The sequence below is a fragment of the Ornithinimicrobium panacihumi genome, assembly GCF_052073805.1.
Classification (GTDB): Bacteria; Actinomycetota; Actinomycetes; order Actinomycetales; family Dermatophilaceae; genus Ornithinicoccus; species Ornithinicoccus panacihumi.
In genome coordinates, this window is the sequence record NZ_JBQGWG010000024.1 from 1 (window position 1) to 17,394 (window position 17,394).

The following is a 17,394-nucleotide window of genomic DNA, read 5'->3' on the forward strand; positions in this document are numbered from 1 at the left end:
CTCGCTGTCGGGGTGTTCCACGTACAGGTTTCCTGGGGTCGCGCCGTCGCCGGCTGGGTGGTCAGGTCGTGGCCGGTAGGGGCGGTCCGCAGACGCTGGCGAACAGTCGCTTCCAGGCCTGCTGCCAGGGCCAGTTCGTGGGCAGGTGCAGGCGGAGTCGGCGGGCTGAGGACGCTGCCCGGGCGGGCACGGTGACCAGGGTCCGGCGGATGGTGGCGGTGGTCGCTCGGGCCAGCTGGGGGCCGGTCAGCGTGGCGGCGGCACGGGTGAGGTTGAACGCGATAACCGCGAGCACGAGCCAGGCGGCGTTCGCGGCGAACCTGCCGGAAGGCAGGTGCGCCAGGGCAGAGTTCTTCAGGTCTGCGTTGACGTTCTCGATGACCGCGTGAGCGCGGTGGGTCTTGTCCGCCGCGACGGTGTCCAGCACGGCGGGGTCGGTGGTGGTGAAGAACGCGTGGAAGCGCCAGGTGTCGAACAACTGGTCCTGACCATCACCGTTCTTGGGGTTCAGGTCGGGGATGCGGCGCACGACCAGTCGGCCGGGCACGTGACGGGAGCGGGCCTGGGCGGTGAACGCGGTGAAGGGGACCTCGGCGACCTCGGCCCGGGAGATCCACGCCCCGGTGACCTCGTCCTTGATCGCGTCGGTGTACTCGATCGGGGTCCACGCCTGCTCGTCGATGGTGGCGATCGCGGCCCGGATGTTGCTGGTCAGTCGCACGGTGACCGAGACCTGCGCGCCGGCCCGGACGGCGGCGCCGATGGTGGGGTGCCCGAAGAACGCCGAGTCCGCGCGCACCAGCACCGGCCGGTTCGCCTGCGTGCTGCGCATCCTGGCCACGGTCGCCAGGGCCTCGGCGACCAGCCGGTCCGCGCCCCGCGGGGAGCCGACCGAGCCCTTGCGCAGCCGCTGGGCCACGACCACCGGCGCGGCCTGCTCGGTGCTCACGGTCGCCAGCAGCGCGTTCAACCCGCGCACCCGGGTGTAGCCGAACCCGGCGCCCTGCTTGGCGTACCCGTGGACCTCGATGATCGTGTCGTCCACGTCCACCACCGCGTACTCGTCCAGGCCCTTGACCACCGGGGTGGCGTGGGCCAGGTTGGTCAGCACCCGGGAGGCGACGGCATCCAGCTGGCGGACGTGGCCGAAGGTGAACGCCCGCAGGAACGAGCCCAGCGTCGAGGGTGCGTAACAGGCGGAGAAGACCTTCTTCATCGCGCCGTGGCGCAGCAGCGCCATGTCGTCGATGCTGTCCGCCCCGGCGACCATGCCGCCCACCAGCGCACACACCTTCGCTCCCGCGTTGGCGCCCTTGTCGGTGGGCACGCTGAGCCGCTGCTGCGCGAGCTCACCGAGCCCGGCCCGCTCGGCCAGTGCGATCATCGGCACCAAGCCCGCGGCCGACACCAGGTTCGGGTCGTCGAAGAGCGCGGAGTCGGCCGTGAACCTGTGAGAGAGTTTCATCCCAGAGATGCCCTTCCGGGGTGGCAGTTTGGAACCGTCGCAAGTCCCAATCTCCCAGCACGGCAGGGCATCTCCTCGTTACGGCACGCTCACAACCCCCAGGTCATCGGTGGATCGAGGCTTAGAGCATCTGGAGCGGTTCGGCCGCGGTGGGTGCTGGGAAGGCCGCGTCGATGACCGCGAGGTCATCCTCCGAGAGCTGCACCTGCGCCGCCGCGGCGTTCTCCAGCACGTGTTCGCGACGGGAAGCCTTGGGGATGGCGATCACACCCCCGTCGCGGATGGCCCAGGCCAGCAGCACCTGCGCCACCGACACCTCGTACCGGCGAGCGACCTGCTCCAGGTCGGCCTCGCCCAGCAGGCGGCCCTGCTCGATCGGCGAGTAGGCCATCGTCACGATCCCTCGCCGGCGGTGCTCAGGGAGCAGATCGAACTCGGGGCCGCGACGCGACGGGTTGTAGAGGATCTGGTTCACGGCGGGTGTCGCGCCCAGGTCGCCCAGGTCGGCGGGGTCGAAGTTGCTCACGCCCCATCGCCGGATCAGTCCCTCCGACTGCAGGTCGTCGAAGGCCGCGAGCGTGTCCTCCAGCGGATAGCCACCGCGCCAGTGCAGCAGGTAGAGGTCGATCCGGTCGGTGCCCAGGTCCTCCAGGCTCTGGCGGCAGGCCTGGATCGTGCCCCGGCGCGAGGCATTCATCGGCATGACCTTGTCCACCAGGAAGACCTCGTCGCGGCAGTCCTGGATCGCGGCACCGACGAGGCGCTCGGAACGCCCGGAGCCATACATCTGCGCGGTGTCGATCAACGTCATCCCGTGCTCGATCCCGAGCCTGAGCACGTCGATCTCCTCGGTGCGCCGCCCCTGGTCATCACCGATGAACCAGGTGCCCTGGCCCAGGGCCGGCACCTGCGTCCCGTCGCTGAGGGTGACCTGCGGGATCGTGGAGGCAGCCATGCCCTCCAGGCTATGTCCACAACCCCCGGCCCGGGTGATCCGTCCTCCACAGCCACTCCCCTACCGCTGGTGCCGCGCAAGCCCGTCGTCCCAGGCTGGCAGGCATGACGCAGAAGCAAGCGGCACCGGCCAACGAGGTGCACCTGGTGGGTCGGGTCAGCGGGGAGCCGGTCGTCCGTGAACTGCCCAGCGGTGATGAGCTGGTCTCGCTTCGGGTCGTGATCCCCCGGGAGCCGCGGCGCGGGACGAGCCGCGCCCAGGTCGACACCATCGATGTGGCCTGCTGGACGGGCGCGCTTCGGGCGGTGGCGCGACGCCTGCCGGACGGGCAGGGCGTCCAGGTCGACGGCGCGCTGCGGCGTCGGTTCTTCGCCACCGGCGCGGGCCGGGCCTCGCGCTACGAGATCGAGGCGACGGCGCTGCGCAGGGTCAGGCTCCCGTGATCTGGCCTACTGTCGGAGGATGTTCACCCTCAACGACGGTTCGCAGGTGCCAGCCATCGGGTTCGGCACCTATCAGCTGCGCGGCGAGGAGGGCACGGCCGCGATCGCCTCCGCGCTGGGTGTCGGCTATCGCCTCCTCGACACGGCGGCGAGCTACGGCAACGAGCGCGAGGTCGGAGAAGCCCTGCGGCACAGCGGGATCCGCCGCGACGAGGTGTGGATCACCACCAAGATCAAGGGTCGCGACCACGAGCGGGCCCTCGCGCTGGCCTCGATCGAGCGCTCCCTCGAGACGCTCGGCGTCGACCAGGTCGACCTCGTTCTCGTCCACTGGCCCAACCCGTCGCGCGGTCGCTACGTCGAGGCCTTCGAGGCGCTCGTCGAGGCCAAGGACCGCGGGCTGACCCGAGCCGTCGGGGTCAGCAACTTCACCGAGCAGCACCTCGACGAGGTCATCACGGCCACCGGCATCACCCCCGTCGTCAACCAGATCGAGGTGCACCCGCTCTTCCCCCAGGAGCAGATGGCTGCCGCCAACGCTGCCCGGCAGGTGCTCACGCAGTCCTGGAGCCCGCTGGGCAAGAGACAGGCGCAGTACGACTCCCCCGCCGTCACCGGCCCGGCCCGCAGGCTGGGGCTACCCCGGCGCAGGTCATCCTCGCCTGGCACCTGGCCCGCGGACTCATGCCGATCCCCAAGTCCGCCACCCCCGCCCGCCAGATCGAAAACCTCGCCGCCGACCGCCTCACCCTCGACCCGGCCGAGATCGACGCGATCAGCGCGCTCGGTCGTCCCGACGGGCGCCTCTTCGGCGGCGACCCCCAGACCCACGAGGAGCTCTGACCCATGGCACCACGCACCCCGCGCACCCTGACTCCGCGCAGCGTCACTGGCGACGGTTCGACCCTCGTGGCCTACGACTTCGGCGCCCACCTGGCCAGCTGGACCGTGGGCGGCCGGCCGGTCGTCTGGTGCAGCCCGACCGCCGTGCTCGACGGCACCAGGGCGATCCGGGGCGGCATCCCGATCTGCTTCCCCTGGTTCGCCGCCGGCCCCGAGGGCGACCACTCCCCCAGCCACGGCCCCGTCCGCACCGCGGTCTGGGACGTCGACCAGACCCGGGACGACGAGGTCGTCGCCTGGCGGCTGAGCTCGGCGGATCTCGCGGGGGCAGCCGGTGCCGAGCTGATGCCCGGACCTTTCACGCTGCGGTATGCCGTTTCCCTCACCTCCGCGGACTCCTCGGCCGCATCCTCCTCCCCAGCTCCCCGCTCCCCCGGGCTGCACGTCTCGCTCGAGGTGACCAGCGCCGCCGGTGAGGAGATCACCGTGGAGGTGGCACTGCATACCTATCTCGCCGTGTCCGACGTGCGCGACATCGAGCTGCGCGGCCTGGAGGACTGCGACCACCTGGACAAGGTGAGCGGCACCCGGGCACGGCAGGACGGGCCGGTGGGGTTCAGCGGGGAGGTCGACCGGGTCTACGACCGCAGCGGGACCACCGTGGTGCAGGACGTGGACGGACGCGCCATCGTGGTCGAGCCCTTCGGGGCCACGCAGACGGTGGTGTGGAACCCCGGGCCCGAGAAGGGCAGCACCATGGCCGACCTCGGACCGGACGCCTGGTGGCGGTTCGTGTGCGTCGAGACCGCCGCCACCGCGGACCGGGCCATCACCCTCGCTCCTGGTCAGAGCCACCAGATCGGCTGTGTCATCCGTCCGAGCGGTCCCCGGTCCGATGTGACAGTCTGAGCGGCGATGAACACAGCGCACAGGGGCGGACCGGCCCCGGACGAAGAAGCACGACCGCCACTCCCCGAGGCCGACTCGGAGGAGGAGCGGCCGGAGATGGGCGCGTCGCCCTCCGACCGGACGAGGCCCGACGTCGACCGCGGCATGCTCATCCTGCACGGGATGCGGGGAGCTGCGGCCTGGGCCTGGCGCTTCCTGCTGGTCGTGGCCGCGCTGGCGGTCCTGCTGTTCCTGCTCGGCAAGCTCTGGGTGGGCGTCCTGCCCCTGCTGCTGGCGCTGCTGGTGACCACCGTGCTGTGGCCGGCGGTGCGGTGGCTGGTCCGGCACGGCGTCAACTCCGCGGTCGCGGCCCTGCTCGTGCTCCTGGTGACCGTGCTGACCGTCGTGGGGACGCTGACCGCCATCGCCCCCTCCGTCGTCGAGCAGGGCGGGATCATCACCCGCCAGGCCGGTGAGGGGCTGCAGGTCGTCCTGGACTGGGTGTCCGGTCCCCCGCTGAACCTGCAGAACGAGCAGGTCACCGAGTACGTCGACACCGCGACCGCCTGGCTCCAGGAGCGGTCCTCCCAGATCGCCGCAGGCGTCCTCACCGGTGTCTCCACCGTCGGATCGGTCCTGGTCACCACAGCGCTGACGCTCGTGCTGACCTTCTTCTTCCTCAAGGACGGGCACCGCTTCAGCCCGTGGGTGCGCACCATCGTCGGTCCCTCGGCCGGGATGCACCTGGTGGAGGCGATGGCCCGCGTGTGGCGAACCCTCGGCGGGTTCATCAAGGCCCAGGCTCTCGTCTCGGCGGTGGACGCGGTCTTCATCGGCCTGGGCCTGCTCCTGCTCGGCGTGCCGATGGCCTTCGTGCTGGCGATCATCACGTTCTTCGCCGGCTTCATCCCGATCGTCGGAGCGGTCACGGCGGGGCTGCTCGCCACCCTGGTGGCACTGGTGTCGCAGGGCTGGGTCACCGCCCTGTGGGTGCTGGCGCTGATCCTGGTGGTCCAGCAGGTGGAGGGCAACGTGCTCCAGCCCTTCATCCAGGGCCGCACCATGGAGCTGCACCCCGGCATCATCATCCTGGTCGTGACCGCCGGCGGCACGCAGTGGGGCATCGTCGGGGCGTTCCTGGCCGTGCCGCTCACCGCCGCGCTGGTGACGCTACTGCGCTACGGCAACGAGCACCTCGATCTGCGCACCGGTGCCTTGCGCGCGGAGGACGTGAAGAACCTCACCCCGGACGGTGAACGCGCCGCTGCGCTGGCCGAGGGCCGTGCCCCGGTGTTCAAGATGAGGGCGCAGCAGGCCTACGAGCAGGCCGAGGGCGAGCGGGGCATCGCCCAGACCTTGATCTCAGGACCGACCTCCGACCTCGCCCAGGCTCTCAAGGAACGCATCCTGCACCCCCTCATGCGCAAGGGCGACCGGCACGAGCTCCAGGAGCCCGACGACGACCCCCTCGGCCCGCACGACGGCCGCTCCAGCGACCACGACCCGCTCGGCGACGTCCGCTCGGCACCCCAGCGGCCGGCCGACCCTTCGGACCCCCCTCGCACCTAGCCCGCCACGCATCTGGCGGTGTGCATGGGAAAGGGCGGCCACCCAGCGGGTGACCGCCCTTCCGTCGTTCTCGTGGGACGGGGCCAAGGGCCCGTCCCACGGGAGGGAGCGCGGGGCTCAGCGGCCGTCGGTGGCGTCCTTCCAGGTGTCCTTGGCCTTCTCACCAGCCTGCTTGACGTCGGCCTCGACCTGCTCGGCCCTGCCCTCGGCCTCCATGCGCTCGTTGTCCATCGCGTCGCCCAGGTGCTCCTTGGCGTTGCCCTTGGCCTCCTGCGCGGCGTTGGAGATCTTGTCGCCGATACCCATATGTCTGCTCCTCTTCGTCGGGGATGCTGAACCTCCACCATCTGCCGCCCATGGCCGGGTCGCAACTCGAACGGTCACCTCGGTGTGGGACAGTCCTCCCATGAGTTCCGACACGGGCGTGCTCCGCGCCGATCCCACCGTCGAGCGCACGCGGGCCCACCAGCGTGCCTTCGGGTGGTACGACTGGGCCAACTCGGCCTACGTGACCACGACCGGCACGGTGCTGATCTCCCCCTACCTGACCGCGCTGGCCAGGGCCGACGCCTGCCCGGACCTGCCGTCCGGAGCGGTCTGCGACGAGCGCCTCTCCGTCCTCGGGGTCCCGATCGCGGTCGGCTCGCTGGCGCCCTACACGATCACCGCGGCCACCATCATCTCTGCGCTGGTCCTGCTCTTCGTGGGCGCCATCGCCGACCGGCACCCCCGCCCGACCTGGCTGCTGGGCGGGCTGGCCTGGGCCGGCGCGATCGCGGCCAGCCTGATGTTCTTCCTCCAGGGGGACAACTGGGAGCTCGGCGTCGCGCTGGTCATCATCGCCAACCTGTGCCTGGGCGCGTCCCAGGTGGTCTACGACGCGCTGCTGATCCGCGTCGCCGAGCCGGACGACCGCGACAAGGTCTCCTCGCGCGCGTGGGCGCTGGGCTACCTGGGCGGCGGCATCCTGCTGGCCGTCAACCTGGGCGCGATGCAGTTCTACGACCAGATCGGGCTCAGCTACGAGATGGCCATCCGCCTCAGCCTGCTCTCCGCCGGCCTGTGGTGGGGCATCTTCACCTTCATCCCGGTCTTCGGGCTGCGCAAGATCCGCGGCACCACAGCCGCCCCCGTCGACCGGTCCGCAGGAGTCGTCGGCGGCACCTTCGCCCAGCTCGGCTCGACCTTCCGGGAGCTGCGCCGCTATCCCCAGACCCTGCTCTTCCTGCTGGCCTATCTCTTCTTCAACGACGGCATCCAGACGGTGATCTCCTCGGCCAGCCTCTACGGCACCGAGGCGCTCGGCTTCGCCACCAGCCAGATGATCATCACGATCCTGCTCGTGCAGTTCATCGCCTTCGGCGGGGCGCTCCTGTTCGGCTTCGTCGCCAAGTTCCTGGGCGCCAAGAAGACCGTCCTGGTCGGCATCGTGCTGTGGACCGCGGTCGTCACCTTCGCCTACTTCGTCCCCCGCGGCGCCTTCGGCATCTGGCTGGCCTGCGCCGTCGGCATCGGCCTGGTCATGGGCGGCACCCAGGCGCTGTCCCGCTCGCTCTACTCCCAGCTGGTCCCGCCGGGCAAGGAGTCGGAGTTCTTCAGCTTCTACCAGGTGATGGAGCGCGGCACGAGCTGGTTCGGGACGCTGGCCTTCGGTCTGGTCTACCAGCTCACCGGCGACTACCGCCCGGCCATCCTGGTCACCATCGCCTTCTTCGTCGTCGGCGGCATCCTGCTGACCAGGGTGCGTGTGCGCGAGGGCATCGCCCAGGCGGGCAACGCCCAGCCCACGATCGTCTGAGCCGCCGGCGACTCCCCCACCGGACGACGACGGCGGGCCCCGGATCTCTCCGGGGCCCGCCATCGTTCTGCTCAGGTATGCGGCAGCTCGCCTCAGGCGCTGCGCTTGCGGCTCGGCTTCTCGCCGCGCGACTCGCGCAGCAGGGCCAGGCGCTCCTCGAGCAGCTCCTCCAGCTCGGGGATGGAGCGACGCTCGAGCAGCATGTCCCAGTGGGTGCGCTGGGGCTTGGTCGCCTTGGCCTCCGGCTCCGGGCCGTCGACCAGCTTGGCGTCCAGCCCGCAACGGCACTCCCACAGCGAGGGCACGTCCGCCTCGACCGAGAACGGCAGCTCGCTGATGTGCCCGTCGGGGCAGATGTACTTGGTGATGGTGCGCTCGCTGAAGGTGACGCCCTCGTCGCTCTCGAAGGACAGCCAGCTCAGGTTGGTGCCGCGGAGGGACCGCTCAGCCATGGGTACTCCCCTCGTGTCAGGGACACGGTAAGTTCGTTGATCGGTGTCTGAAGTGACTCATGGGTTCAACGTGCGCCATGGTCACGGTGTTCCCGCCCGTGGGCACGACCTGGACGCACGCCGGTGCGACGGGTCCGTGAACGGGGGGTGACAAATCATGGTAGCGAGGACTGCCGTTTTGGGCCAGTCGAGACGCAGTCGGTCTCAGTCCAGGGACCGGGGCCCGTCCTGCCGGCCCCACGAGCTGGGCGGACCGTCCTCGGACACGATCTCGCCCTCGATGACCTGTCCGTGGCCCGGCGGACGCTGCGGCCCCGGACGAGGGCCGGACCCACGGGTCGCTCCCCCACGGGTGACGCCGAGCGCCTTGGCCGCGACGACGGTCTGGAGCAGGCGACGGGCCGCCGGCCGGGTGAACGGCAGGATCAGGACGAGGGCCAGGATGTCGGTGAGGAAGCCGGGCAGGATCAGCAGGAAGCCACCGACCATGACGAGGATGGCGTCGGTCATCTCGTCGGTGGGCATCTTGCCCGATCCGAGAGCCGTCTGCAGCGCCCGGTAGGTCCGTCCGGTCTCCCGCTTGGCCAGCCAGGTGCCGAGCACGGCCATGGCGATCAGCAGCGCGATCGTCCACAGGACGCCGATCGCCTTGCCCACCATGATCAGGGCGACGATCTCCAGGAGGGGAAGCAGCAGCACGACGGCCAGCAGGACCTTCATGGTCGTGCTGCGGCGGCGCGTCGTCCCTGCGTGCGCTCGTGCTCGCGGGGTGGGCTCAGGTGTCACGGTTCTCCTCCAGGTGGTGCCACCTGGAGGAACGCTGCCCGGACCCCAGACGTTCCCGCAGCGCGCGGGACCGCCGCCGGAAACCCCATACCCCGACCTTGAGCGCGGCCTCGCGCACGATGCTGTCGTCCATCTTGGACGTGCCCACCTCGCGCTCCACGAAGCCGATCGGGATCTCGACCACGGTGAGCCCGCGGTCGAGGGCCCGCAGGGTCAGGTCCACCTGGAAGCAGTAGCCCTGCGAGGCGACCTCGCTGAGGTCCATCTGCTCCAGCGCGCTCATCCGGTAGACACGGAAGCCGGCCGTCGCGTCCCGCACCCCGATGCCCAGGGCGAGCCGGGCGTAGGTGTTGGCCCCCACGGACAGGGCACGGCGGTGCGCGGGCCAGTTGTGGACCGACCCGCCCGGCACCCACCGGGAGCCGATGACCACGTCGGCATGGTCGGCCGCCGCCAGCAGCGCCGGCAGCTGCTCGGGCTGGTGGGATCCGTCCGCGTCGATCTCCACGACGGCGTCGTAGCCCCGCTCCCTGGCCCACGCGAACCCGGCCAGATAGGCCGGGCCCAACCCTTCCTTGCCGCGGCGGTGCAGGACGTGCACGTGAGGGTCGGCGGCGGCGAGCCGGTCGGCGATGGCACCCGTCCCGTCGGGGCTGTTGTCGTCCAGGACGAGCAGGTGGGCCCCGGGCACCGCAGCGCGGATCCGCACGACGATGGGCTCGAGGTTGTCGGCCTCGTTGTAGGTGGGCACGCAGATGCAGACCCGCTGGAGCGCGGGACGGTCGGGCAGGGTCACCGTTCGAGCCTATCCGCCCGACGTCGCCCCGTCGGCACCAGCAGCCCCAGCAGCACGACGACGGCCGCGGCAAGCGGCACCCAGCGCGAGAGGTGCACGGCCGGCGTCACCTCGGTGCGCAGCGGCAGCTCGTCCAGCAGGAGTGCGGAGGTGAACAGCCCGGTGCCCTCGTGGACGGTCCCGTCCGGGGTGATCAGCCCCGAGACCCCGACGTTGCTGATGTGCACCACGGACCGGCCCAGCTCGACGGCGCGCACCCGCGAGGCGGCGAGGTGCTGGGCGGCCTGGTCGCCGTCTCCGAACCACGCGTTGCTCGTGGGGACCGCCACCAGGTCGGCTCCCCCGCGCACGAGGTCGTGCATCGCCGGGTCGACCACCACCTCGAAGCAGATCCCCAGCCCCAGCAGCACCTCGCGCCCGTCGCGCAGCGGGACCGGCATGACCCCCACCTCGCTGCCGGCGACGAAGTCGGTGATCCGGTCCACCCAGGGGCTCAGCTGCCGCATGAGCGGGCGCAGCGGCATCTTCTCCCCGAAGGGTGCCAGGTAGATCTTGGTGTAGGTCTCGTCCAGCCCCTCCCCGGGCAGATAGCTCAGCGCCATGTTGTGGGGGGCGTCGGTGCCGCGGCGCGAGGTCGCACCCAGGACGACGGGGGCATCGATCGCGTCGACCGCGCCCATGATGCGACGCGTCGCCTCCGGGCTCCCGTCAGGGCGCAGCGGATCCATGTCGCTGGCCCCTTCGGGCCACAGGACGAGGTCGGGGTATGCGGCAGCTCCCGTCTCCACGTCCCTCGCCAGGGCGGTGGTCATCTCGGTGTAGCGGGCCAGCATCGTGCCCGGCTCCGCGGTCAGGGTGCGGGTGAAGCCCTCGGGGACGTCGCCCTGGACGGCGGCCACGCGCACGCTCTCACCGTCGGTGGGTCGCGGGATCGCCAGCGGGGCGAGGACCAGGGCGAGCGCGACCACGGCCGCTCCCGCTGCCCGACGCAGGTCGACCCTCCCGGGCTCGAGCACGCGCTGGGCGGCCAGCGCCAGCAGCCCGCCCGCCAGGGCGACGGCGAAGCCGAGGCCCGGCACCCCGACCCAGCGCACCAGGGCGAGCATCGGCGAGTCCGCCTGCCCGAAGCCGAGGCGGGCCCAGGGGAAGCCGCCGAAGGGGGTGACCGAGCGGGCGTACTCCATGAGCACCCAGGCCCCGGCGACCACGAACGGCCGCACCGCTCCCCCGCGCTGGAGCCAGGCCGCGACCAGGCCGAGCGCTGCCGGGTAGCAGGCCGAGGCCAGGCTCATCGCGATCCAGGGCATGGCGCCCGCGTAGGTGCTGGCCCAGGTGAACATCGGGGTGAACCAGCACAGCCCCAGGAGCAGACCGGCGAGCAGTCCGACGCGCAGGGACGCTCCCGCCGTCGCGAGGGCGAGGGCGGCGGTGCCGACGAGGGCGAGCGGCCACGCGTCCGTTCCGGGGAAGGACAGGAAGAGGGCCAGCCCGCCGAGGGTGGCGAGGAGCAGGCGGACCGGGAGCACGGGACCACCCTATGCGGCCACGGACGGTCCCCCGGACGCAGCCGGACCCCGGCGCCTTTGGGGCCGAACCTGGGGCGGCTGGTTGCCGTCGCAGGCCCGTTGTCTACTCGGCGCACGGGGTCCTGGCTTCCCCCACGACACATGGGGTCGTACTCGGGGACCATTCGAACTTAAGACGGGGGACGATCCACTGTCAACCGGCCCTGACCTGCGGCGATGCACAACACTGCAGGTCACCGGCGGTGTCTCCCGGATGTTGTCTTGGTCATGCTCCGGCGTGTCGCACGGGGACACGCCGGGGACCCCTGCTGGCCGTCCCGGCGGTCAGCCGCGGGGCGGGACGACGACCGTGCCGCGCGCCCGCGTGGCCACGATCGCCGGGTCGAGCACCGACGCGGCCGAGGCCGCCGAGGCCCCGGCCTCCCCGCGGGCCACGACCTTCACCTCGAAGTCGATCTCGCGGCTGCGGGAGCCGACGCGCACGATCGTGGCCGTCGTCTCCAGGCAGTCGCCGGCCCGGACCGGCGCGAGGAACTGGACGTCGCTGTAGGAGGCGAAGAGCCCCTCGTCGCCGTCGGTGCGGATGCACAGCTCGGTGGCGATGTCGCCGAACAGGGCCAGGCTGTAGGCCCCGTCGACGAGGTTGCCGGCGTAGTGGGCGTGGGAGTAGGGGACGTAGCGGGCGTGGGTGACCCGCATCCCCACCTCGGCGGGGTGGGCGGCCGGACGCACCTCGGGCTGCTCGCTGGGGTTCTCGCTCATGCGCTCTTCCTCTCGGGCGGGGTGGGCGTGCACAGGGCGTGCACGAGATAGGAGGCGACCTCGCCGGGGGTGGTCCCCTTGCCGAAGATGCGGTCGACGCCGAGCTTGGCGGCCGAGCCCTCCTCGAAGCGGGGGCCGCCCACGATGAGCAGCGGCACCTCGCCCGCGGGGTAGGCCTCGCGGAAGGCGGCCGACATCTGGGTGGTGTTGTGGATGTGCGCGTCGCGCTGGGTGACGACCTGGGAGACGAGCACCGCGTCCGCGCCGTGCTCACGGGCGGCCTCGACCAGGTCGGGCACGAGGACCTGGGCGCCGAGGTTGACCACGGTGATCTCGGAGTAGTACTCCAGCCCCTTCTCCCCCGCGAAGCCCTTGATGTTGAGGATCGCGTCGATGCCCACGGTGTGGGCGTCGGTGCCGATGCAGGCGCCGACGACCACCAGCGGCCGGCGCAGCGTCTTCTTGATCGAGGCGTTGACGTCCTTGGCCGGCAGCAGCGGGAAGTCCCGCTCCACGACCTCGACCGCGGCCAGGTCCACGAGGTGGTTGACGCTGCCGTAGACGATGAAGAAGGTGTGGGAGGGTCCCATCGCCTTGGCGTGCACGAGCAGCGCCGGGGACAGCCCCATCTTGCCCGCCAGCTGCAGGGCCGCGCCTTCCGCGCGCTTGTCGTGCTTGACGGGCAGGGTGAAGGAGAGCTGCACCATGCCGTCGCCGGTCATGTCCCCGTAGGGGCGGACCACGGTGGGCTGGGGCGTGGTCGAGGCCTCGCGCGAGGCGTGCGTGGCGGTCACTTGGAACCCTCCTCGAGGAGCGTGGTGGCGGGGTTGTCGTAGTCGTCGGCCTTGGCGGCGACGCCGTCCAGCCCCTTGCCGCGGTCGGCGGGGCGCTTCATGTGGCCGAAGGTGCCGTCCTCGATGGCCTGCAGGAGCGGGACGCCGCGGGAGACCGAGTCCTTGGCCGGCCGGTCGTCGACGATCTTCTCGAGCAGGTCGACCGCCTCGCCCAGGACCTGCCGGGCGCGGGTCTGGATGAGCCCGTCGCGAGGCGGGTGGAAGTCCTCGGTCAGGCCGCCGGCGGCCCGCTGGACGTAACGCACGTTCTGCAGCGCCAGGTCGCGGTCCGAGAGCCACGGGGTGACCACGGCCTCGGTCATCATCCCGACGAGCAGGATCGACTGGCCGGTCATCGCCCCGACCAGGTTGAAGAAGCCGTCCAGGAGGTAGCCCATGAAGATGTCACCGGTCATGTGCTTGGTCGGCGGCATCCACTTCAGCGGGGCCTCCGGGAAGAGCTGGCGGGCGAGCATCGCGTGGGCCAGCTCCAGCCGGAAGGAGTCCTCGACCGCGGGGTTGATCTCGAAGGCGTGGCCCAGCCCCAGCTGCCAGTCCTCCAGACCGGCCTCCTTGCCGAAGTACTCGTTCATCAGCTGGCTGACGGTGACCGTGTGGGCGGCCTCGACCGCGTCGGCGGTCGTCAGGTAGTTGTCCTCGCCGGTGTTGATGATGATGCCGGCCCGGGCATGGATCTGCCGGGAGAAGCGCTGGTCGACGAAGGTCCGGATGGGGTTGATGTCACGGAAGAGGATGCCGTACATCGAGTCGTTGAGCATCATGTCCAGACGCTCCATGCCCGCCAGGGTCGCGATCTCGGGCATGCACAGGCCGGAGGCGTAGTTGGTCAGCCGCACGTAGCGGCCCAGCTCCTTGCTCGCGTCGTCGAGCGCCGAGCGCATGAGGCGGAAGTTCTCCTGCGTGGCGTAGGTGCCGGCGAAGCCCTCCCGGGTGGCCCCCTCGGGCACGTAGTCCAGCAGGGACTGCCCGGTGGAGCGGATCACGGCGATCACGTCGGCACCCTCGCGGGCCGCGGCCTGGGCCTGCGGGATGTCCTCGTAGATGTCACCGGTGGCCACGATGAGGTAGATCCACGGCGTGCGCTCGGGGTTGCCGAGGCGGTCGATCAGCTTGTCGCGCGCGGCGCGCTGGCGGTCGATGCGCTGGATCCCGGGGCGGACCGCGGCCCGGGCGGCACGGCGGGCGGCGGTCAGCTCGCCCTTCTTCTCCGGCATCCGGAAGGTCACCGCGCCGGAGGCGGCCTTCTGGGCCAGGGTCAGCAGGTCCGGGGCCTCGTCGCGGCGCAGCGCGTCCCACACCGGCGTGGTGACGCCGTGCTCGAGACCCACCTGGTCACGGACGGCGTCGACGAGATGGTTGACCCACGGCACCCGCTCGTGGTCGGCACCGGCCAGCCCGGCGAGGCGGAGCGTGGCGCGCTCCACGGAGACGGTGGTGTGGCTGGTCGCGAGGTCAACGACGGGCTTGCCCAGCCGTCGGGCCAGCGAGCGCGCCTTGCGCACGGTCGCCCGGTCGAGCTCGAGCTTGGGGGTGGGTGCAGGGCTCACGTGGGTTCCTTCTCGTGGGCGGTGGATCCGGCGACGACGGTCAGTCTCGCCACGGGCAGGGGGTGGTCGGGGGCGTCCAGGACCGGCAGGCCGGTCGCGGGGTCCGTCTCCACGGGGCCACCCCGGCCGTCGTCCCAGACCACGAGGGTGGCCGGGGCGCCCACGCGGAGCAGTCCCCCGTCGAGCCCGGCCAGCTCGTAGCCGCCCCGGGTGTGGGCGGTGAAGGCCTCGGCGACGGTGATCCGCTGGGCCTCGTTGTGGTGCCAGGCCGCCGCGCGCACCGCGGCCCACGGCCCCAGCGGGGTCACCGGGCTGTCGGAGCCGAGGGCGATCCGCACGCCCGCGTCGAGCATCGACCGGAGCGGCACCGCGGCCAGCGCGCGCTCCGGACCCAGCCGTGCGGCATACAGGCTCTCGGTCCCGCCCCAGGTGGAGTCGAAGGCGGGCTGGACGCTCGCCCAGATCCCCAGGTCGGCCATCGTCGCCAGGACCTCGGCGTCGGGCAACTCCACGTGCTCCCAGCGGTGGCGGCGGGCGCGGACCGCGTCGGCGCCGACGACCTCGGCGGCGGCCCGGAAGCCGGCCGCCATCGTGCGCAGCGCCTCGTCACCGATGACGTGACCGCCGGCCTGGAGCCCGGCACGGGTGCAGGCGACGACATGGTCACGGACCTCGTCGACGGTCAGGTAGCCGTAGCCGCAGCCCTCTCCATCCAGGTAGGGCGTGCCCAGGTGCGCTGTGAACGAGCCGAAGGAGCCGTCGGCGCACAGGTCGCCGGCCAGCCCCAGCACCCCGAGATAGGCGGCGAGCTCGGCGGCGGACTCCTCGTCACCGACGAGGTGGCCCCAGTAGGAGACGACGTCGGGGACGCCCTCGGCCTGGCCCGCGGCGAGGACCTCCTTGATGTCCTCGTGGCTGGTCAGGTGGGTCGCGCCGGTCTCGTGCAGCAGGGTGAGCCCGTGCGCGGCGGCCGCGCCGAGCGCGAGCTCGAGGTGGCGGGCCCGGTCGTCCGGGGCGATCGAGGAGGTGAAGGCGTTGGTGACCGCGGCGAAGGCGTCCCGACTGACCACGCCGGTCGGGTCCCACCCGTCCAGGTCGCGGGCGCGGGCGATCGTCGACATGGCCGTCGACACGCTGGCCGAGTGGGCGTCGATGCGCGGCATGTAGACCACCCCGCCGTAGGAGGCGCGGTCCAGCTCGGCGGCCGTGACCGGCCGCTGCTCGGCCCAGCGGGTCTCGTCCCAGGAGTGGGCGTAGACCGGGCGCCCCCTCCCCCGCCGGGCCGCGTCCTCGACGAGGCGCAGGACCTCGGGGATGGACGTCGTGCCGGACAGGTCGACCCCGTCCAGGCCCTGGCCCGTCATCGTCAGGTGGACGTGGGCGTCGCTGAAGCCGGGCGTGACCAGGGCGCCGTCAAGATCGAGGATCTCATCGGCCGCGCCCGCGTGCTCGGGGAGCTGGTCGGTCGCGCCGACCCAGGCGACGACGCCGTCCCGGACGAGCAGGGCGCTCGCCGGCGGGCCGGGCTCTCCGGTGACGACGACGCCACCGCGCAGGAGAAGAGTGCTCACGCGTGCACAGTGTGCTCTGCCGCGAGCCGGGACTCAAAGAGGGCGCGTGCGTCGGCGTCCGTGCGCAGCAGGGACAGGGCGTAGTCGGCGTGCCCGGGCGTGTAGCCGTTGCCCACGAGCATCGTCACGTCCGCGGCGAGGCCCTCGGCGCCGAGCGCTGCCGCGGCGAAGTTGGTGGCCATCGAGAAGTAGATGATGGTCCCGCCCTGCTCGGTGATCATGATGGCCGGCTGCTCGCAGCCGGGGACGTCCACGCACACCACGGTCACGTCGGCCGGTCCCCCGGCGCCCCGGACCGCCTCCTCCAGGGCGAGCGGCGCCCGGGCGTCGGCGATGACGACCTCCTCGGCCAGGCCGGTGCCGCGCAGCATCGCGGCCTCACGCTCGAAGGGCACGACGGCGATCCGACGGCCCGCCCCGGCCTCCTTGGCCGCGGCGAGGGACAACGAGCCGGACTTGCCCGCCCCGCCCAGCACGGCCACGGTCGGGGTGACGCCCCGTTCGACGTAGCCGCGCACGACGCGGGCGACCATCGCAGGGGCGCCGCAGACGTCCATCACCATCAGGGCGAGCTCGGGGTCGAGATCCTCGGGCAGGACGGCGGCGATCGAGCGGCCGAAGAGGATGGCGTGCCCGGCGGTGGGGATCCTCTCGGAGAGGCCGTCCCAGGACTCCAGGTGGTCGGAGACGGCCAGCGGCGTCAGCGACAGGGAGACGAGGGTGGCGATGCGGTCCCCCACGGTGAGCCCGAGGGTGCTGTCGGGGCCGACCTCGGCCACGGTGCCGATGAGCATGCCGCCGGACCCGGTGACGGGGTTCTGCATCTTGCCGCGGTCCTCGATGATCTCCAGGACCTCCGAGCGCACCGAGTGGCCGTGCACGTGCCCGGTGGGCCCGGTGTGCTTCTCCCGGAGCTGGCGGTAGGACGCCGCGTCCAGGTTGAGCACCTCCACGTCGACGCGCACCTCGTCCGGCCCGATCTGCGGGGACGCGTCCAGGCGCTGCGCGGCCTGGGGCAGGGTCACGGCGGCGCCCGAGGGCTCCAGGACACGGTGGACTCCGAAGGGCGAGTGAGGCCTCATACCCGTCATCTTTCCTTTCAGAACACGCTTGGACGGGACATCATCCCGTGATGCTTC

Annotated in this window: 17 protein-coding genes; 5 read left to right on the forward strand and 12 right to left on the reverse strand. The window is 71.8% G+C overall.

Annotated features, from left to right (window positions below):
- Positions 1-61 precede the first annotated feature (61 nt).
- Together ACTMMA_RS15670 and ACTMMA_RS15675 are read right to left on the reverse strand one after the other, a co-directional pair.
- Positions 62-1,465, reverse strand: a complete 1,404-nt coding sequence (locus ACTMMA_RS15670; protein ID WP_441191052.1) for an IS1380 family transposase — start codon at positions 1,463-1,465, stop codon at positions 62-64.
- Between the two features lie 121 nt (positions 1,466-1,586).
- Positions 1,587-2,420: an aldo/keto reductase gene (locus ACTMMA_RS15675; RefSeq protein ID WP_441191053.1), complete on the reverse strand. Its 834-nt coding sequence runs from the start codon at positions 2,418-2,420 to the stop codon at positions 1,587-1,589.
- 104 nt (positions 2,421-2,524) lie between these two features.
- Here ACTMMA_RS15675 and ACTMMA_RS15680 point away from each other — a divergent pair, with 104 nt between their 5' ends.
- From ACTMMA_RS15680 to ACTMMA_RS15695, 4 genes are read left to right on the forward strand one after another with little or no spacing between them, the layout of a single operon-like run.
- Entirely contained in the window at positions 2,525-2,863 is a 339-nt protein-coding gene (locus ACTMMA_RS15680) for a single-stranded DNA-binding protein (RefSeq protein ID WP_441191054.1), read from the forward strand.
- A gap of 19 nt (positions 2,864-2,882) precedes the next feature.
- Entirely contained in the window at positions 2,883-3,737 is an 855-nt protein-coding gene (locus ACTMMA_RS15685) for an aldo/keto reductase (RefSeq protein WP_441191055.1), read from the forward strand.
- Positions 3,710-4,615, forward strand: a complete 906-nt coding sequence (locus ACTMMA_RS15690; protein WP_441191056.1) for a D-hexose-6-phosphate mutarotase — start codon at positions 3,710-3,712, stop codon at positions 4,613-4,615. Before ACTMMA_RS15685 ends, ACTMMA_RS15690 begins: the two co-directional genes overlap by 28 nt.
- A 6-nt stretch (positions 4,616-4,621) precedes the next feature.
- Positions 4,622-6,163 (forward strand): AI-2E family transporter, encoded by a 1,542-nt coding sequence (locus ACTMMA_RS15695; protein ID WP_441191057.1) that lies wholly within the window; start codon positions 4,622-4,624, stop codon positions 6,161-6,163.
- A 117-nt stretch (positions 6,164-6,280) separates the two neighbouring features.
- On the opposite strand, the gene ACTMMA_RS15700 is transcribed toward ACTMMA_RS15695, so the two are convergent.
- Entirely contained in the window at positions 6,281-6,469 is a 189-nt protein-coding gene (locus ACTMMA_RS15700; RefSeq protein WP_441191058.1) for a CsbD family protein, read from the reverse strand.
- Positions 6,470-6,569: 100 nt separating this feature from the next.
- Here ACTMMA_RS15700 and ACTMMA_RS15705 point away from each other — a divergent pair, with 100 nt between their 5' ends.
- Positions 6,570-7,961, forward strand: coding sequence for an MFS transporter (locus ACTMMA_RS15705; protein ID WP_441191059.1), 1,392 nt, complete (start codon positions 6,570-6,572; stop codon positions 7,959-7,961).
- Between the two features lie 92 nt (positions 7,962-8,053).
- Here ACTMMA_RS15705 and ACTMMA_RS15710 read toward each other — a convergent pair whose 3' ends face one another.
- The 9 genes from ACTMMA_RS15710 to kdd all read right to left on the reverse strand — a co-directional run bounded on the left by ACTMMA_RS15710 (position 8,054) and on the right by kdd (position 17,337).
- Positions 8,054-8,413, reverse strand: a complete 360-nt coding sequence (locus ACTMMA_RS15710) for an RNA polymerase-binding protein RbpA (RefSeq protein ID WP_441191060.1) — start codon at positions 8,411-8,413, stop codon at positions 8,054-8,056.
- Between the two features lie 204 nt (positions 8,414-8,617).
- Positions 8,618-9,199: an FxsA family protein gene (locus tag ACTMMA_RS15715; protein ID WP_441191061.1), complete on the reverse strand. Its 582-nt coding sequence runs from the start codon at positions 9,197-9,199 to the stop codon at positions 8,618-8,620.
- Positions 9,189-9,995, reverse strand: coding sequence for a polyprenol monophosphomannose synthase (locus ACTMMA_RS15720; RefSeq protein ID WP_441191062.1), 807 nt, complete (start codon positions 9,993-9,995; stop codon positions 9,189-9,191). Before ACTMMA_RS15720 ends, ACTMMA_RS15715 begins: the two co-directional genes overlap by 11 nt.
- Positions 9,992-11,521 carry an apolipoprotein N-acyltransferase gene (lnt, locus tag ACTMMA_RS15725; RefSeq protein ID WP_441191063.1) on the reverse strand — a complete coding sequence of 510 codons (1,530 nt, stop codon included), beginning with the start codon at positions 11,519-11,521 and terminating at the stop codon, positions 9,992-9,994. Before lnt ends, ACTMMA_RS15720 begins: the two co-directional genes overlap by 4 nt.
- Positions 11,522-11,845: 324 nt before the next feature.
- A complete protein-coding gene (gene kal, locus ACTMMA_RS15730; protein WP_441191064.1) occupies positions 11,846-12,283 on the reverse strand; it encodes a 3-aminobutyryl-CoA ammonia lyase in 438 nt (145 codons plus the stop codon).
- Complete coding sequence (gene kamE / locus ACTMMA_RS15735) at positions 12,280-13,077, reverse strand: lysine 5,6-aminomutase subunit beta (protein WP_441191065.1); 798 nt, start codon at positions 13,075-13,077, stop codon at positions 12,280-12,282. The genes kal and kamE overlap by 4 nt, the downstream gene beginning before the upstream one ends.
- Positions 13,074-14,684 (reverse strand): lysine 5,6-aminomutase subunit alpha, encoded by a 1,611-nt coding sequence (kamD, locus tag ACTMMA_RS15740; RefSeq protein ID WP_441191066.1) that lies wholly within the window; start codon positions 14,682-14,684, stop codon positions 13,074-13,076. The genes kamE and kamD overlap by 4 nt, the downstream gene beginning before the upstream one ends.
- Positions 14,681-16,255, reverse strand: coding sequence for an amidohydrolase (locus ACTMMA_RS15745; RefSeq protein ID WP_441191067.1), 1,575 nt, complete (start codon positions 16,253-16,255; stop codon positions 14,681-14,683). Before ACTMMA_RS15745 ends, kamD begins: the two co-directional genes overlap by 4 nt.
- A complete protein-coding gene (kdd, locus tag ACTMMA_RS15750; protein WP_441191068.1) occupies positions 16,252-17,337 on the reverse strand; it encodes an L-erythro-3,5-diaminohexanoate dehydrogenase in 1,086 nt (361 codons plus the stop codon). Before kdd ends, ACTMMA_RS15745 begins: the two co-directional genes overlap by 4 nt.
- Positions 17,338-17,394: the final 57 nt, after the last annotated feature.

Bases quoted from the DNA above. Each gene is read 5' to 3' on its own strand.
- ACTMMA_RS15675 (WP_441191053.1), bottom strand. From the start codon at position 2,420: ATGGCTGCCTCCACGATCCCGCAGGTCACCCTCAGCGACGGGACGCAG.
- ACTMMA_RS15690 (WP_441191056.1), top strand. From the start codon at position 3,710: ATGGCACCACGCACCCCGCGCACCCTGACTCCGCGCAGCGTCACTGGC.
- ACTMMA_RS15670 (WP_441191052.1), bottom strand. From the start codon at position 1,465: ATGAAACTCTCTCACAGGTTCACGGCCGACTCCGCGCTCTTCGACGAC.
- kal (WP_441191064.1), bottom strand. From the start codon at position 12,283: ATGAGCGAGAACCCCAGCGAGCAGCCCGAGGTGCGTCCGGCCGCCCAC.
- ACTMMA_RS15705 (WP_441191059.1), top strand. From the start codon at position 6,570: ATGAGTTCCGACACGGGCGTGCTCCGCGCCGATCCCACCGTCGAGCGC.
- ACTMMA_RS15680 (WP_441191054.1), top strand. From the start codon at position 2,525: ATGACGCAGAAGCAAGCGGCACCGGCCAACGAGGTGCACCTGGTGGGT.
- ACTMMA_RS15685 (WP_441191055.1), top strand. From the start codon at position 2,883: ATGTTCACCCTCAACGACGGTTCGCAGGTGCCAGCCATCGGGTTCGGC.
- kdd (WP_441191068.1), bottom strand. From the start codon at position 17,337: ATGAGGCCTCACTCGCCCTTCGGAGTCCACCGTGTCCTGGAGCCCTCG.
- ACTMMA_RS15700 (WP_441191058.1), bottom strand. From the start codon at position 6,469: ATGGGTATCGGCGACAAGATCTCCAACGCCGCGCAGGAGGCCAAGGGC.
- ACTMMA_RS15695 (WP_441191057.1), top strand. From the start codon at position 4,622: ATGAACACAGCGCACAGGGGCGGACCGGCCCCGGACGAAGAAGCACGA.
- ACTMMA_RS15710 (WP_441191060.1), bottom strand. From the start codon at position 8,413: ATGGCTGAGCGGTCCCTCCGCGGCACCAACCTGAGCTGGCTGTCCTTC.